15 protein-coding genes are annotated in these 13,930 nt (G+C 72.1%); 6 read left to right on the forward strand and 9 right to left on the reverse strand.

Annotated features, from left to right (window positions below):
- Positions 1-3: 3 nt before the first annotated feature.
- Positions 4-735, forward strand: coding sequence for a hydrogen peroxide-dependent heme synthase (gene hemQ / locus ACLLJJ_RS34870; RefSeq protein ID WP_434598582.1), 732 nt, complete (start codon positions 4-6; stop codon positions 733-735).
- A 29-nt stretch (positions 736-764) separates the two neighbouring features.
- On the opposite strand, the gene ACLLJJ_RS34875 is transcribed toward hemQ, so the two are convergent.
- The 5 genes from ACLLJJ_RS34875 to ACLLJJ_RS34895 all read right to left on the reverse strand — a co-directional run bounded on the left by ACLLJJ_RS34875 (position 765) and on the right by ACLLJJ_RS34895 (position 6,731).
- Positions 765-2,381 carry an alpha/beta hydrolase gene (locus ACLLJJ_RS34875; RefSeq protein WP_434600599.1) on the reverse strand — a complete coding sequence of 539 codons (1,617 nt, stop codon included), beginning with the start codon at positions 2,379-2,381 and terminating at the stop codon, positions 765-767.
- A 119-nt stretch (positions 2,382-2,500) separates the two neighbouring features.
- Complete coding sequence (locus tag ACLLJJ_RS34880) at positions 2,501-3,310, reverse strand: TIGR04222 domain-containing membrane protein (RefSeq protein WP_434598584.1); 810 nt, start codon at positions 3,308-3,310, stop codon at positions 2,501-2,503.
- 82 nt (positions 3,311-3,392) lie between these two features.
- A complete protein-coding gene (locus ACLLJJ_RS34885) occupies positions 3,393-4,895 on the reverse strand; it encodes a DUF692 domain-containing protein (protein WP_434598586.1) in 1,503 nt (500 codons plus the stop codon).
- Between the two features lie 117 nt (positions 4,896-5,012).
- Positions 5,013-5,798 carry a DUF4142 domain-containing protein gene (locus ACLLJJ_RS34890; RefSeq protein WP_434600600.1) on the reverse strand — a complete coding sequence of 262 codons (786 nt, stop codon included), beginning with the start codon at positions 5,796-5,798 and terminating at the stop codon, positions 5,013-5,015.
- Positions 5,799-5,936: 138 nt separating this feature from the next.
- A complete protein-coding gene (locus tag ACLLJJ_RS34895) occupies positions 5,937-6,731 on the reverse strand; it encodes a peptidyl-tRNA hydrolase (protein ID WP_434598588.1) in 795 nt (264 codons plus the stop codon).
- 93 nt (positions 6,732-6,824) lie between these two features.
- Here ACLLJJ_RS34895 and ACLLJJ_RS34900 point away from each other — a divergent pair, with 93 nt between their 5' ends.
- The 5 genes from ACLLJJ_RS34900 to ACLLJJ_RS34920 are packed head-to-tail and all read left to right on the forward strand — an operon-like array spanning position 6,825 to position 9,887.
- Positions 6,825-7,496 (forward strand): AIM24 family protein, encoded by a 672-nt coding sequence (locus ACLLJJ_RS34900; protein ID WP_434598591.1) that lies wholly within the window; start codon positions 6,825-6,827, stop codon positions 7,494-7,496.
- Positions 7,493-8,392 (forward strand): ATP-binding cassette domain-containing protein, encoded by a 900-nt coding sequence (locus ACLLJJ_RS34905; protein ID WP_434600601.1) that lies wholly within the window; start codon positions 7,493-7,495, stop codon positions 8,390-8,392. Before ACLLJJ_RS34900 ends, ACLLJJ_RS34905 begins: the two co-directional genes overlap by 4 nt.
- Positions 8,389-9,060, forward strand: a complete 672-nt coding sequence (locus tag ACLLJJ_RS34910) for an ABC transporter (RefSeq protein WP_434598593.1) — start codon at positions 8,389-8,391, stop codon at positions 9,058-9,060. Before ACLLJJ_RS34905 ends, ACLLJJ_RS34910 begins: the two co-directional genes overlap by 4 nt.
- Positions 9,061-9,093: 33 nt before the next feature.
- Positions 9,094-9,276: a hypothetical protein gene (locus tag ACLLJJ_RS34915; RefSeq protein WP_434598595.1), complete on the forward strand. Its 183-nt coding sequence runs from the start codon at positions 9,094-9,096 to the stop codon at positions 9,274-9,276.
- A gap of 44 nt (positions 9,277-9,320) precedes the next feature.
- Positions 9,321-9,887, forward strand: a complete 567-nt coding sequence (locus ACLLJJ_RS34920) for a GNAT family N-acetyltransferase (protein ID WP_434598597.1) — start codon at positions 9,321-9,323, stop codon at positions 9,885-9,887.
- On the opposite strand, the gene ACLLJJ_RS34925 is transcribed toward ACLLJJ_RS34920, so the two are convergent.
- From ACLLJJ_RS34925 to ACLLJJ_RS34940, 4 genes are all read right to left on the reverse strand, one after another.
- Positions 9,844-10,737 carry a polysaccharide deacetylase family protein gene (locus ACLLJJ_RS34925; protein ID WP_434598599.1) on the reverse strand — a complete coding sequence of 298 codons (894 nt, stop codon included), beginning with the start codon at positions 10,735-10,737 and terminating at the stop codon, positions 9,844-9,846. The genes ACLLJJ_RS34920 and ACLLJJ_RS34925 overlap by 44 nt on opposite strands.
- A 73-nt stretch (positions 10,738-10,810) precedes the next feature.
- Positions 10,811-11,722 carry a PPK2 family polyphosphate kinase gene (locus ACLLJJ_RS34930; protein ID WP_434598601.1) on the reverse strand — a complete coding sequence of 304 codons (912 nt, stop codon included), beginning with the start codon at positions 11,720-11,722 and terminating at the stop codon, positions 10,811-10,813.
- Between the two features lie 103 nt (positions 11,723-11,825).
- Positions 11,826-13,274 (reverse strand): alkaline phosphatase PhoX, encoded by a 1,449-nt coding sequence (locus ACLLJJ_RS34935; RefSeq protein WP_434598603.1) that lies wholly within the window; start codon positions 13,272-13,274, stop codon positions 11,826-11,828.
- 199 nt (positions 13,275-13,473) lie between these two features.
- A complete protein-coding gene (locus tag ACLLJJ_RS34940; RefSeq protein ID WP_434598605.1) occupies positions 13,474-13,899 on the reverse strand; it encodes an OsmC family protein in 426 nt (141 codons plus the stop codon).
- Positions 13,900-13,930: the final 31 nt, after the last annotated feature.

The following is a 13,930-nucleotide window of genomic DNA, read 5'->3' on the forward strand; positions in this document are numbered from 1 at the left end:
CCTATGACTGATGCCCCGGAGACTGCGACATCCCCCCGAGGTCCGAACGCTGGCAAGAAGGCCAAGGACCTCAACGACGTCATCCGTTACACGCTGTGGTCCGTCTTCAAGCTGCGCGACGTGCTGCCCGAGAACCGCGCCGGTTACGCGGACGAGGTGCAGGAGCTGTTCGACAAGCTCGCGGCGAAGGACATCACCGTGCGTGGCACGTACGACGTGTCCGGCCTGCGCGCCGACGCCGACGTCATGATCTGGTGGCACGCGGAGACCTCGGACGAGCTCCAGGACGCGTACAACCTCTTCCGCCGCACCAAGCTGGGCCGCGCGCTGGAGCCGGTCTGGTCGAACATGGCGCTGCACCGGCCCGCCGAGTTCAACAAGTCGCACATCCCGGCGTTCCTGGCCGACGAGACACCGCGCGACTACATCAGCGTCTACCCCTTCGTACGCAGCTACGACTGGTACCTGCTGCCCGACGAGGACCGCCGCCGCATGCTCGCCGAGCACGGCAAGATGGCCCGCGGCTACCCCGATGTGCGCGCCAACACCGTCGCTTCGTTCTCGCTGGGCGACTATGAGTGGCTGCTGGCCTTCGAGGCCGACGAGCTCTACCGCATCGTCGACCTCATGCGGCACCTCCGCGCGTCCGAGACCCGGATGTACGTACGCGAAGAGGTGCCCTTCTACACCGGACGTCGCAAGGACGTCGCGGACTTGGTGGCGGGGCTCGCCTGACGGCGGTTCCGTCATCCTGGCCCGGAAGATCAGACGGCGGGCGCAGGCCTTCGGGCCACTGCCCGCTCGTCCAGCGACACCGGGTTCGGCTCCCGGTGCGGCGCGCATTGTGCGCGCCGCACCGGCGTCCGGCCGGTCAGCAGATACCTCTCCAGATGGCCGTTGACACACGCGTTGTCGCCACCGCCGATGCCGTGCGTACCGGCGCCCCGCTCCGTGACCAGCGCGGCCCCGGGCAGTCGCCTCTGCAGCTCCAGAGCGCCCGGGTACGGCGTCGCCGCGTCCCGCTCGGCGGCCAGGATCAGCGTCGGGGGCAGCGCGCCCGGCTTCACCCGCACCTCCAGCGGTTCCTGGCGCGGCGCGCTCCAGAAGGCGCAGGGCAGATTCATCCAGGCGTTGGCCCAGGTCTCGAAGGGCGCGCGCGCCGCCAGCTTGGTGTTGTCGCGGTTCCACACCTGCCAGTCGGTCGGCCAGGGCGCGTCGTTGCACTCGACGGCGGTGTACACGGCGTTGCCGTTCTCGTCGTCCCACGCGGCCTCGGGCTTGGGCGCGGCCTGGTCGATCAGTGGCCGCGGGTTGCCCTTGAGGTACTCGCTGAGCGCGGTGGCCCGCATCGCCCAGTAGTCGTCGTAGTAACCCGCCCTGAGGAACGCCGACTGGAGCTCACCGGCGCCCACGGTGCCGCCCGCCGGCTTCTTGGCGACCGCGGCGCGCACCTTCTCGTAGGCGGCCAGTACTTTCTGCGGCGTATCGCCGAGCCGGTAGGTCCTGTGGTGCTTGGCGACCCAGGTGCGGAAGTCCGCCCAGCGGCCCTCGAAGGCCAGTGACTGGTCGAGGTTGTTGCGATACCAGATCTGTCCCGGGGCCGGGTTGACCGCCGAGTCGAAGACCATGCCGCGCACATGGGTGGGGAAGAGCGTCGCGTACAGGGCGCCGAAGTAGGTGCCGTACGAGGCCCCCATGAAGGTGAGCCTGCGCTCGCCGAGGGCCGCCCGCAGGACGTCCAGGTCGCGGGCGTTGTTCAGGGACGTGTAGTGGCGCAGTGCGTCGCCGGCGTTGCGGGCGCACCCGTCGGCGTACGCCTTGGCACCGTCGATCCGCTGCTGCCGGTACGCCGCCGAGGGCTCGGCCGGGTCCTGCGTCGGTGCCTTCGTGAAGTCCTTGGGGCTCTGGCAGGAGAGCGTGGCGGAGCGGCCGACGCCGCGCGGCGCGTAGCCGACGAAGTCGTACGCCGCGCCGATGCGCTTCCACTCGGGCAGCTCGGCGGCCATCGGGAAGTACATGCTGGAGGCGCCGGGGCCGCCGGGGTTGTAGACGAGCGCGCCCAGGCGCTTCGCAGGTTTCCCGGCCGCCTTGACGCGGCTGACGGTCAGGGTGATCAGACGGCCCGAGGGCTTGGCGTAGTCGAGCGGGACCTTGACCGTGCCGCACCGCGCCGGGGCCGGCAGGTCCTCGGCCTTGGGGCAGGCACCGAAGGCGATACCGGCGGCGGCCGCGCGCCGGGCGGCCTCCGCGGTACCGAGGGTCTCGGCGGTGCGGGTGTCGGCGGCGCGGGGCTGGGCGGCGCGCGGTTCGGCGCCGCCCGCGGGGACGGCGACGAGGGCCGTCACTGCCAGGGAACCGAGGGATGCCACGGTCCCGTACATCACAACTGCTCTCACCGCTGTCGTCCCTTCATGCGATTACCTGACAAAAGGGATCCTGATGGGACGCGTGGCGATGTAAAGCACCTGGGTGCGGTGTCGGGATCAATGACCCCGATGCGTCATGCCGATGTCTCGTGCCCGGTTTCGGTGTCGGCCAGAGCCGCTCGCAAATCGGGGTCCGCGACGGCGTGGGCGCCGTGCAGCGCGACGCCGGTGAGGAACGCGGCATCGGCGTCGTCATGGTCGCCGGGCGGCCGGGGCGCGAGCGCGAGCGCTCCGAGCATGCGCAGACCGGCGGGGGAGGCCCGGCGGGTGTACGAGCCGACCTCGATCCGGGCCGCGAGGAGACAGCCCAGGCTGAGGACGAGCGGCAGCGCGAACCATGCCACGATGTGCAGCCGGACGGACTGCTCCTGATCGGGCATCAGCAGGGGCACGGCGCCCAGCGCCGACACGAGCAGCGTCGCGCCCCGCACCGCGCGCACCGCGGTGTCGAGGGACGCCCTGGTCGCGTCGGGGACGGCGAGGCCCGCGGCGACCAGCCGGTCGGCCACGCCCTGCACGGCGCTCGCGGCCGCCGTGGCGGTCCGTACGGCCGCCGTCCTGGCCTGCCCGCCGGAGCCGATCGCGCGGATGACGGAGCGCTCCAGGTCGTCGCGGCCCGCCGGGTCCACGACGGTCGCCCAACCGGTGTGCGCGAGCAGCAGCCCGCGGCGGCGGTGCATCGAGAGCAGGGTCAGATCCGCGACCCTGGCCGGGCCGCCGGTGAGGAACGCGGCCTCGGGCAGGCTCAGTCCGCGCCGCGTGGCGCCGGCCTCCGAGGCCGCCTCGAAGTCGGCCGCGGCGGTCGCGCTCGCGGCGAGGCAGAGCCTGGCGCAGGCGGTCACCGCTGCCACGCAGGCCACGACGAGGAAGAGCACCCAGAACATGGCGGATGTCTACGCGAAGGGCCCGGCGGGGCGCCATGGGCTGTTCAGCATGTGGACTGCCCCCGGTGGGCTCGGAGGCCTGTCACTTCGCCTCCCGGGTGATCGCGGCACGCGCAGCCCGGACGATGCGGGTCGCCCGCCCGGTCGGGCGCGGGCCGGAGTGGTCCTGCCACCAGTGGGACAGCCGGCGGCGCACGGAGGCGTCCGCCGGCGGGTCGGTGACCAGCAGCCGCTCGGCGAAGTCCAGTGCGTCGCGGCGGTAACCGTCCGACATCGGGAGGGACTTGGCATAGGCGTAGAAGGCGGCCCGGTAGCCGTCGCCCAGGATTTTCGCGAGCTCGGGAGCGACCTTGGCGACGACGTCGGCCCGCTTGCCGACGAGCGCGCGGCTCTGGACGCGCAGGCGTGTGGAGTCGAAGCCCTCGGGGGCGGGGGTGCCGGCGACGAGGGCGGAGAGGAGGGCGGTCTGGGCGAGCGCGACGTGCGCGCGGGGACCGGCGGCGCTTTCCCCCCGGCCCGCCCCTTCCCCGAGCCGGGCGCCGGACCCCGGACCCCGGGCGGCGCTCGCGGTGGCGCGTGGTGCGGCCGGGGTCGCGGGGGGCGGGTCCGCCCTTTCCGCGTTCCGTTCCCGGAGCCGGGCGCCCGCCCCCGGCCCTCCGGCGGCGCGTGCTTCGCCGCGCGGCGCGGGCGCGGCAAGCGGGTTCGTCCCTTCGACGTGCCCTTCGCCGGGCCGTGGGGTCCCGTCGGTCGTCGGCCGTGCTCGCCGGGCGGTCAGTGTCGTACGGATCTCCGCCAGTTCCGCCGCCAGTTCCGCCGGCGACGGGAAGTTCTCGTCCCGCTCCAGGAGCACCCCCGGAGGATCCGTGCGGGAGCGCAGCTCGGCGAGGATGTCCAGGATCGGGCGCGTCACCGGATGCCCGTGGGTGTCGTGCCAGACACCGTCCTTCTCCACGCCGCCCGCGACATGGACGTACGCGATCGCTTCCACCGGGAGTTCGTCCAACGCCGCGGCCGGGTCCTCCCCGCGGTTCACCCGGTTCGTGTGGAGGTTGGCCACGTCGATCAGCAGCCGTACGCCGGTGCGCTCCACCAGCTCGGCCAGGAACTGGCCCTCTGTCATCTCCTCGCCGGGCCAGTTGATCAGTGCGGCGATGTTCTCCAGGGCGAGCGGCACCGGCAGTGAGTCCTGCGCGACCCGGACGTTCTCGCACAGCACGTGCAGGGACTCCCAGGTGCGGGGGACCGGCAGCAGATGCCCCGCCTCCAGCCGCGGCGAGGCGGTGAGCGGGCCGCCCGCCCGTACGAACGCGATGTGCTCGGTGACCAAGGGGGAGCCCAGGGCCTCCACGCGGGCCGCCAGGTCGGCCAGGCGGCCGGCGTCGGGGCGGTCCGCGCCGCCCAGGCCAAGCGAGACCCCGTGCGGGATCACCTTCGTGCCGCGGGCGCGCAGGCGCAGCAGGGATTCGGGGATGTGGCCGGGGCAGATGTTCTCCGCGACCGCCTCGACCCAGTCGATGCCGGGCAGCCGCTCCACCGTGTCCGCGATCTCGGGACGCCAGCCGATTCCTATTCCCAGACGCTCCATGTGCGTGTCCCCCTCCTGCGCTTCGTGCAGGGGTAATGGCCCCGGCGCACGGCATCGAACCCGCAGGAGGGGACGTTCAGAGGTTGATTTGAGGTTCCTGCCGCGGCGCGGTTCCTGCTACGGCGAGGGCTCGGGGCGGTTCGTATTGACCGCGGGCTTGCCGATTTCCCCGGTCGGTTGCGCGGAGGGCTCCGATGTGGCGCTCTGCCCCCCGGTCGGCTGCACGGCCGGCGCCGAGGGCACGGTGACCGAGCCATTGGGGGGCGGCGGCCCGCTGGGACTCGCGGTGGCGCCACCCGCCGCCTCGTTGGCCATGGCGTCGAAGTCGACGAGGCCGGTGGCCTCCAGCATGGTGATGTGGTCCAGGACGGTCTGGTTGGAGTCGGTCGCCAGCTGCCGGATCAGGGAGTTGCGGGTGGTGTGCCGGACCTGGGCGATCGCCGAGAAGACCTTGCCGTGCGCGTTGCGCAGGAGGTTGGCGAACTTGCGCTCGTACTCCTGGCCGCTGGCCGCCGACAGCTCCCTGAGCCAGCCCTGCTGCTGCTCCGTGGGCTGGTTCGGCAGCGGCACGTTGAGCTGCGCGGCCACCAGACGGGCCCGCTTGTCGAGGTCCGAGTGGCCGACGATCAGGTGGTCGCCCGCCTCCTTGATGGCCTGACTGGGCGCCCGCTCGATGGCCTGCTGGCCCGCGGGCAGTTCCCACAGGCCCGCCAGCCGCACCTTCACCAGCAGATCGCGGTCGGCGGCGGAGAGCGGGCCCCACTGGGTCCCGACGGACGAGGCGTTGAGATTCGCCTCGCCCGTTCCCGAGCGGTCCGCGTAGGACCACACGGGGAAGGCGAGCGCGCCGAGGGTGGCGACAAGTGCCGCGATGATGAGCGCTGTGCCGTTGATACGTCGCAACAAAATGTGTCTCCCGAGCCGATGCGTTACCACCGTCGAACCAACCGCCTACTGAACGGCCGGACAACCCAATCACAGGTATTCGTAGGTACGTGTGACGGAGTCGACGTGTTCAACGTGACTCAGGAGGAAGCTGTTTCAGACGTGTCGCGAGAGGCGGAGCGCGGGGTGGTCGGCGACCACCGTGCAGGAGCCCGGCGCGATCTCCGTGAACCCCGCGTCCCGGACGACCGGCAGCCCGCTCGTGGTGAGCTCCCGCCACCTGGCGGCCGACGCCGTTCGTACGGACAACGGGAATCCGGCGTCCCGCCAGGCATCGCGCTCCACCTCCGACAGCTCCCACCAGGCCAGTTGCGCCCCGTGCCCGGCCTGCGCCATCGCCTTGCCCGCCGACATGCCCAGCTCTGGGCTCAGCCAGAGCACGGGGGCGGCCGGGTCGGGGGCGGGCGGCGGCTCCGGGTCGTCCAGGTCCGTCCCCGACACCTGGAGCTTCGCCAGCTCCTTGGGCCAGCCGTCCAGTGGCACGGGCGGAAAGACCCGCACCTCGGCGGCGCTCGCCGGGCCCGTCGCACCCCCGGCCGTGTCCGTCGCCACCTCGGCCGCGTCCACCGTTTCGACTCCACCTCCGGTGACCGTGATGCCGGGCAGCGCCGACGCCTTGCGCCACTCCGCCCCGCGGGCCCGCCGCACCACCTTGCGGATCCGCGCGTCCTGCCAGTCCCGTACGGCCTCGGCCCACTCGCCCTCACCCAGCGAGCGCTCGTCCGAGAGCATCACCAGCACCGCACGGGCCGCGGTCTCCAGCGCGTCCGTACGGGCAGGGGGCTCGGTCTTCTCGATGTGGACGACCAGCGGCAGCACGTACTGCGGCGCCTCGTCGCGTGCCGTCTGCTCGTGCCGGAAGGGACTGTCGGGGGTGTCGTCGGTGCTCACTCGCCCAGTCTGCCAGCCGGGTCTCGCACAGCTCACAGCCGGATTGCCCTGGCACCTTGGCGGAGGCAGGCCCTCCGGGTGAGGATGCTCCTCATGAAGAGCGATCTTTTTGCCTCAGAGAACATGGCGCAGCAGGCCACAGTCCCCGGGATGACCCTCCAGAACGCCAAGTCGGTCAAGTACGCCGTCAACGGCGAGATACACGCGCGACAGGGCTCGATGATCGCCTTCCGCGGCAATCTCCAGTTCGAGCGCAAGGGCCAGGGCATCGGCGGCATGCTCAAGCGCGCCGTCACCGGTGAGGGCCTGGCCCTCATGGCGGTCACCGGCCAGGGCGAGGCGTGGTTCGCGCACGAGGCGCAGAACTGCTTCATCGTCGACATCGACCAGGGCGACGCGCTCACCGTCAACGGCCGCAATGTGCTGTGCTTCGACGCGACCCTCTCGTACGAGATCAAGACCGTGAAGGGCGCCGGCATGACCGGCGGCGGGCTCTTCAACAGCCTCTTCACCGGATACGGCAAGCTCGCCGTGATCTGCGAGGGCAACCCCATCGTGATCCCGGTGACTCAGCAGCAGCCCGTGTACGTCGACACCGACGCGGTGGTCGGCTGGAGCGCGCAGCTCAACACCAGCCTGCACCGCTCGCAGTCCGTCGGATCGATGGTGCGCGGCGGTTCCGGCGAGGCGGTCCAGCTGATGCTCCAGGGCGACGGTTTCGTGATCGTGCGGCCCAGCGAGCTCACCGCGAAGCCGGCCGCCTGAAACTCGTAGGGGTGGGCCGCCGGTACGGCCTCGGCGGTCCCTGGGTACTGCGCGGGGTCGACCTCGACCTGCCCGCACGCGGCCTGGTCCGCATCGAGGGCGCCAACGGCAGCGGCAAGTCGACGCTGCTGCGGCTGCTGGCCGGGATCGACGCGCCGATGGCCGGACGGGTCCTGGAAAGACCGCGCACGGCGTACGTGCCCGAGCGCTTCCCCGCGGCGCTGCCGTTCACCGCCGCGGGCTACCTCACTCACCTCGGGCGCATCCACGGCCTCGGCCGGAACGCGGCGCGGGAGCGGGCGGGGGAGTGGCTGGAGCGGTTCGGCGCGGCCGGGCATGCGCGCACGCCGCTCGCCGAGCTGTCCAAGGGCACCAGCCAGAAGGTGGCGGTGGCCCAGGCGCTCCTCGGGGAGCCGGAGTTGCTGGTCCTGGACGAGGCGTGGACCGGCCTCGACGTGCTGGCCCGCGACGCGTTCGACCGGGCGGTGGCCGAGCGTGTCGCGGGCGGTGCGACGGTGGTCTTCGTCGACCACGACCTGCGGCGGCTCGTCGGCGCCGTGGACCAGGTGCACCGGGTCGAGGGCGGTGCGTTGATGCCGATCACCGCGTCGGCGGAGGCCGTCGCGACGGGGCCGCCGGTACGGATCGACGCGGTGGCCCCGGGTGGCGCCGCGCTGCCGCCCGGCCTGCCCGGGGCGCCGGTTCCGGAGCCGGGCCCGGAGGGGGCCGTGCGGCTGACGGTGTCGGCCGCGTACTCCGACGGGGTGCTGCGCGCACTGCTGACGGCTCGACCGCCGTGGCATGTGCGGGCCGTTCTCGCCGCGGACCAGGGCCCTCCCGCCGCGGACCGGGCCCCGGGAAGGGCCGTCGCCGGGGCCGACGGGGAGCGGGCATGAGCGGCGCGCTGTTGCGGTACCAGACCGCGCTGCTGATGCGCTCGCAGCGCTGGCTGGCGCCCGTTCTGCTGTACGCGGCCTTCCTCGCCGTCGGAGTGCAGTCCGGGCAGCCCGTCCTGGACTCGCTCGGGTACGCCGCCGCCGTCCTGCTGCCCGCGGGGGCCTGGCTCGCCCGGGTCTGTGTCACCAACGAGCCGGACGCGGCCCGGCACTGCGCGGCCGCCGCGACCAGTCCGGCCCGGGTGCACCTTTCGTCCCTGCTCGCCGCGCTGCTGTGCACCGCGGCGCTCGGTGTCCTGGGCACCGTGCTGGTGACCGCGATCAGCAGGGCGGTCAGCAGCGACAACAAGGTGCTGATCCCGCTGCTCCCGGCCGCGGGGGCGGGGTTGCTCGCGGCGCTGACCTGCGCCCTGATCGGCACCGCTGTCGGCGCGCTGTGCACCTGGCCGCTGCTGCGCGGCACCGGATGGTCGCTGGCGGCCACCGCACTCGGGGCGCTGCTGACCCTGGTGGTGACCGGCTCACCCGCGCACGCGGCGGTGTCCGGCCTGGTCACCGGCTCGCACACGGGTGTCGTGCACACGCCCGTGCTGCCGCTCGTCGCCGCCGCGGTGATCGCGGGCGGGGCGGCTGCGGTGGCCGGTGCGCTCAGTTCGCGACGCGGCTGAGCGGGACCGTACGCGCTGAGTAGGCTCGTGGACATGGAAGACAGCGGCCCGTACTGCGAAAGCCCGGCGCACGAGACACCCGTCGCGGGCGGTCCGCCCTTTGCCGCGTGTGTGCTGTGCCGCGAGCCGACCGAGTACTCCGAGTCGGTCAAGGGTGTTGTGTACTGCCCCGTCTGCGAGTGGCAGGAGGCGCAGCGCACCGCCTGCTCCGGATAAAACCCGGTGGACACCGTTCCCGGCGCCCGACGATGATCCGCACGATGACAAATCCCCTCGCACCGCCCTTGCGCTTCGTCGAGCTGCCCGCCGCGGCCATGACCGCTCTGCTGGACAAGGACCTGGCGAAAGCCGGTGTTCTGACCGGGGTCGAGCTGACCGACTACTTCCTGGCCGACGGCCTGATGTGGCTGTGGCGCTACCGGCTCGGCCAGCTGGCCGACGACCCCGGCGGCGCACCCTGGATTCTGCGCACTCTCGCCTGCGGGGCGGACGGCGGCGTCGTCGGGCACGCCGGGTTCCACGGTCCGCCCGACGAAGTGGGCATGGTCGAGGTCGGCTACGGCGTGCTGCCGGAGTTCCGCCGCCGGGGGCACGCCCGCGCCATGCTCGTGGAGCTGCTGCGCAGGGCCGCAGCCGATCCGCGTGCCATCACCGTGCGGGCCTCGATCAGCCCCGGGAACGTGGCCTCGGAGGCCACGATCGCCGGCTTCGGCTTCGCGGAGGTCGGAGAGCTGTGGGACGAGGAGGACGGCATGGAGACGCTCTACGAGCGCCCCGCCCGCCCTACCGCTCCTGCCGGCCCTGCCGCTGCGAGGACTGCTCCATGAGCTCGGAGACCTTGACGAAACGATAACCGCGCTCGCGCAGTTCCGGCACGATGCGCCGGACGGCCGCGTCCGTGACCGGCGCGGCGCTGCGGGTGCAGTGCATGACCACGAGCGATCCTGGCCGTACACCGGCCAGCACCTGCTCGGCGACGGCGTCCGCGTCCCGTGCGAAGGCGTCGCCGCTGACGACGTCCCACTGCACCGCCGTCACCTTCGCCGGGCCCAGCGCGCGCAGCGCGCGGTCGTCGTAGCAGCCGCCGGGGAAGCGGAAGTACGGCACGATGTGCCGCGCGCCTGCCTTGCGGAAGGCGGCGAAGGCGCGCTCCACGTCGGCGCGCATCCGTGGCCCGGACACCGTCGGGAGCCCGTAGCAAGGGTTCGCGAAGGCGTAGTGGCTGTACGAGTGGTTGGCGATCTCGAAGAGCGGGTCCCGGCCGATGGAGCGGGCCTGCCGCGGATACTCCTCGGCCCACCGGCCCGTCATGAAGACGGTCGACGGAACCTTGAGCCTGCGCAGCGAGGAGATCAGAGCGGGATTGTCGAACCGCTCACCGCCCGCCGCGCGCGGCCCCTGACCTGCGGTCATGTCGGCGTCGAAGGTGAGCGCCACGGTCTTCGCCGGCTGCGCCCCGGTGGCGCGGCCGTGCTTGAAGACGGGGGTGAGCCCGCCGGGGCCCGGCGCGAGGGTCGGCGGCGCGGGCAGCCCGGGACGGGCCTCACGGGGGAAGGAAGGGGCGGCGGGCGGCGGCGGCGCGGCCTTGGAGCGGGCGGTGTCCGCGCTGCTGCCGCAGCCCGTGAGCAGTGCGCCCAGGGCAGCCGCGGTCACCAGTCTCTGCGCAAAATTGATCACTGACGGAAACTAACCGATCAATCAGACAATATCCGTCTGCGGCGCTCCGGCGCGGTCCGGCCCGCGCTCACGGTCAGGCCATGTCCAGCAGCCGTGCCCGGCACTCCGGCACGTCGAAGTCCGCCTTCGGGTACTGCGGGTCCAGCCCCTCCAGATGTTCCAGCAGCAGCTTGCTGATGGCCCAGTCGCGGTACCATTTGCGGTCGGCCGGGACCAGGAACCAGGGCGCCGACCCGGTCGAGCAGCGCCGCAGAGCCAGTTCGTAGGCCTCCTGGTAGGCGGGCCACAGGGCGCGCTCCTCGATGTCGCCCGGGTTGAACTTCCAGTGCTTCTCCGGGTTGTCGAGGCGTTCGAGCAGCCGCCTGCGCTGCTGTTCGTAACTGATGTGCAGGAAGACCTTCACCACGGTCACGCCGTCGTCGGCGAGGGTCTTCTCGAAACGGTTGATCTGGCTGTAGCGGCGGCTGAGTTGGCCGTGTGGCGCCAGCCTGCGCACCCGGGCGATCAGGACGTCCTCGTAGTGCGAGCGGTCGAAGATGCCGATCTCGCCCGGCTCCGGCAGACCTCGCATGATCCGCCACAGGAAGGGGTGCTTGCGCTCCTCCGCCGTCGGCGTCTTGAAGGACCTGATCCGGCAGCCGGACGGGTTGAAGAGGCCGATGACGTGCTTGACCGTGCCGCCCTTGCCGCTGGTGTCCATGCCCTGGAGCACGAGCAGCACGCGCCGCCGGTCGCCCGCGGTGCTCGCCGCGTACAGGCGCTCCTGGAGATCCGCGAGGCGTTCGCCCATCAGGGTGGTCGCTACCAGGCCGGCGGCCTTGTCGGGCGGCCCACCGGGGGTGGCCTTCGCGTCGTACGCGGAGAGATCGACGCGTTCGCCGCCGGGGACGCGCAGGAGGTCCGTGAGCGGGGGCTGCCGCGGGCTCTGCCGTGTTCCCTGCGGCGACTTCTCCGGCCGCTGCTGCTTGGGCTTCTTCTTGGCCACTGCGCGCCCCTCTGCGGTCCTCTGCCGGCCGTGTGCGGTCCCCCCGATCCTGCGACGGGACCGCACAGACCGCGACCGCGGGCGGGCGGTGGTACGGCTTGGCTCAGTGGTTCCAGTGGCCCGTCACGGCGAACGTGGTCCCCGGCGTGTAGCAGTTCATGTACATCGTCTCGCAGTCCGGCGAGAAGGTGACCCCGGCGAACTCGCCCCATTCCGGAGCCTCCGGCGTACCGATGTTCTGCCGGCCGCGCGCCATCGCGTACACCTCGCCCCGCTTGGTCAGCCCGTACACGTGCTGCGTGCCACTGCCGTCCTCGCACACCATCAGGCCGCCGCGGGGCGCCAGGCAGATGTTGTCGGGGGACTCGCCGGGCAGCTGGATGTCCGTGCTCGGACCGAAGACCACGACCAGTGTCAGGCGCCGCCTGTGCGGCTCGTACTTCCACACCTGCCCGAAGTGGTCGGCCGCCGAGCCCTCGGCGCTCTTCGCGAAGCTGGAGACGAAGTAGACCGCCTGCTCACCCCAGTAGCAGCCCTCCAGCTTCTGGGCGTGCGTGACGCCCTTCCTGCCGAAGTCCTGCAGCCGGACCGGCGTCTCCTTCGCCAGCGGGTCGGGTACGTCCACCCACTCGACCCCGGTGAACGTCGCGCCGGTCTCCTGGATCGCGGACAGGTCGGGTACACCGGGAACGCGCATCGCCTGCAGCTCGCCGCCGGCGCGCAGGGAGCCCCTGCCGCCCTGCGGCTTCTCCGGAAGGAAGCGGTAGAAGAGCCCGAAGGGCTTCTGGAACGCGTCCTCGGTCTCGTAGACCACCCCGCTCGTGGGGTCGACCGCGATGGCCTCGTGCTGGAAGCGGCCCATCGCGGTGAGCGGGACGGCGCCGCTGCGGCGCGGGTCCACCGGGTCGACCTCGAAGATGAATCCGTGGTCCTTGGTGTAGCCGTTGGTGCCGGCCTTCTCCTCGTTCTCCTCACAGGTGAGCCAGGTGCCCCAAGGGGTCGGCCCGCCCGCGCAGTTGACCGCGGTGCCGGCGATGGCGACGCGTTCACCGAGGACGTTGTTGCGGCCGTCCAGGGCGATGGCCGTACAGCCGCCCTTGGCGCCGGGGTCGTACGTCAGACCCTCGACCGTCGGGACACCGATCGCGGCGGTGTGCCGGTTCTCGTGGTTGCGGACGAGATCGACGCGGCCCCGATGGCCCCTGAACGCGGCCATGCCGTCGTGGTTGCCGGGCACTCTGCCCTCGCCCGAGCGGAGCGGGTCGCCCTCCCGGGAGAGGACCTTGTAGCGGAAGCCCTTGGGCAGATCGAGCAGTCCGGCGGGGTCGGGCACGAGCGGTCCGTAGCCACTGCGGCCGAGGCCCTGCGCTGCCGCGGTGCCCGCGAAGATCTCCGATACGGACCCGGCGAACGCGATACCGACGCCCAGGGCGCCGGTGCGGGCCAGGACCTGTCGCCGTGAGGCCGACGGGGCCGGTGGGGCAGATGAGGTGGGCGGTCCGGATGCTCCGGCCGGTGTGGAAGATGCTGCGGATGCGGACGGTGCGGACATGGGCAACTCCCTGTTGGCGGACAGGAATGTGACCCGCACGTGTGTACCACGCAATGAGTGGTACGTGAACCATGCGGGCCACAATGCCTGCTCCGGCGCGCCGCGGTGAGTGGCGCGCCGCCCCGGGCGTTTCCCCGCCCCGGCCGCTGCAGGGTGTCAGGTGACGCCGGGTGCCGGTGAGTGCCGGCTGGAGCGTGGGTCAGGCGAGCGACGCGGTCAGCGTGATCGTCGTACCCGTGAGCGCCTGGCTCACCGGGCAGTTCGCCTTGGCGTCCTCGGCGGCCTTCACGAAGTCCGCCTCGTCCATGCCGGGGATCTCGCCCTGCACGGTGATGTGGATGCCGGTGATGCCCTCGCCGGGCTGGAAAGTCACATCGGCCTGCGTGTTGAGCCTGGTCGCCGGGGAGCCGGCCTTGGCGAGCCCGTTGGACAGCGCCATGGAGAAGCAGCTGGAGTGGGCGGCTGCGATCAGCTCCTCGGGGCTGGTCTTGCCGTTCGCCTTCTCGGCGCGCGACGGCCAGGAGACCGGGTAGTCGCCGATGCCGGACGAATCGAAGGTCACGGTGCCCGTGCCCTTCAGCAGGTCGCCCTCCCAGACGGTGTGTGCCTGACGCGTGGTGGCCATGTGGAACCCTTCTCGCGGATCTGGAGCGGAA

Source organism: Streptomyces sp. A5-4, from assembly GCF_051131715.1.
Lineage (GTDB): Bacteria > Actinomycetota > Actinomycetes > Streptomycetales > Streptomycetaceae > Streptomyces.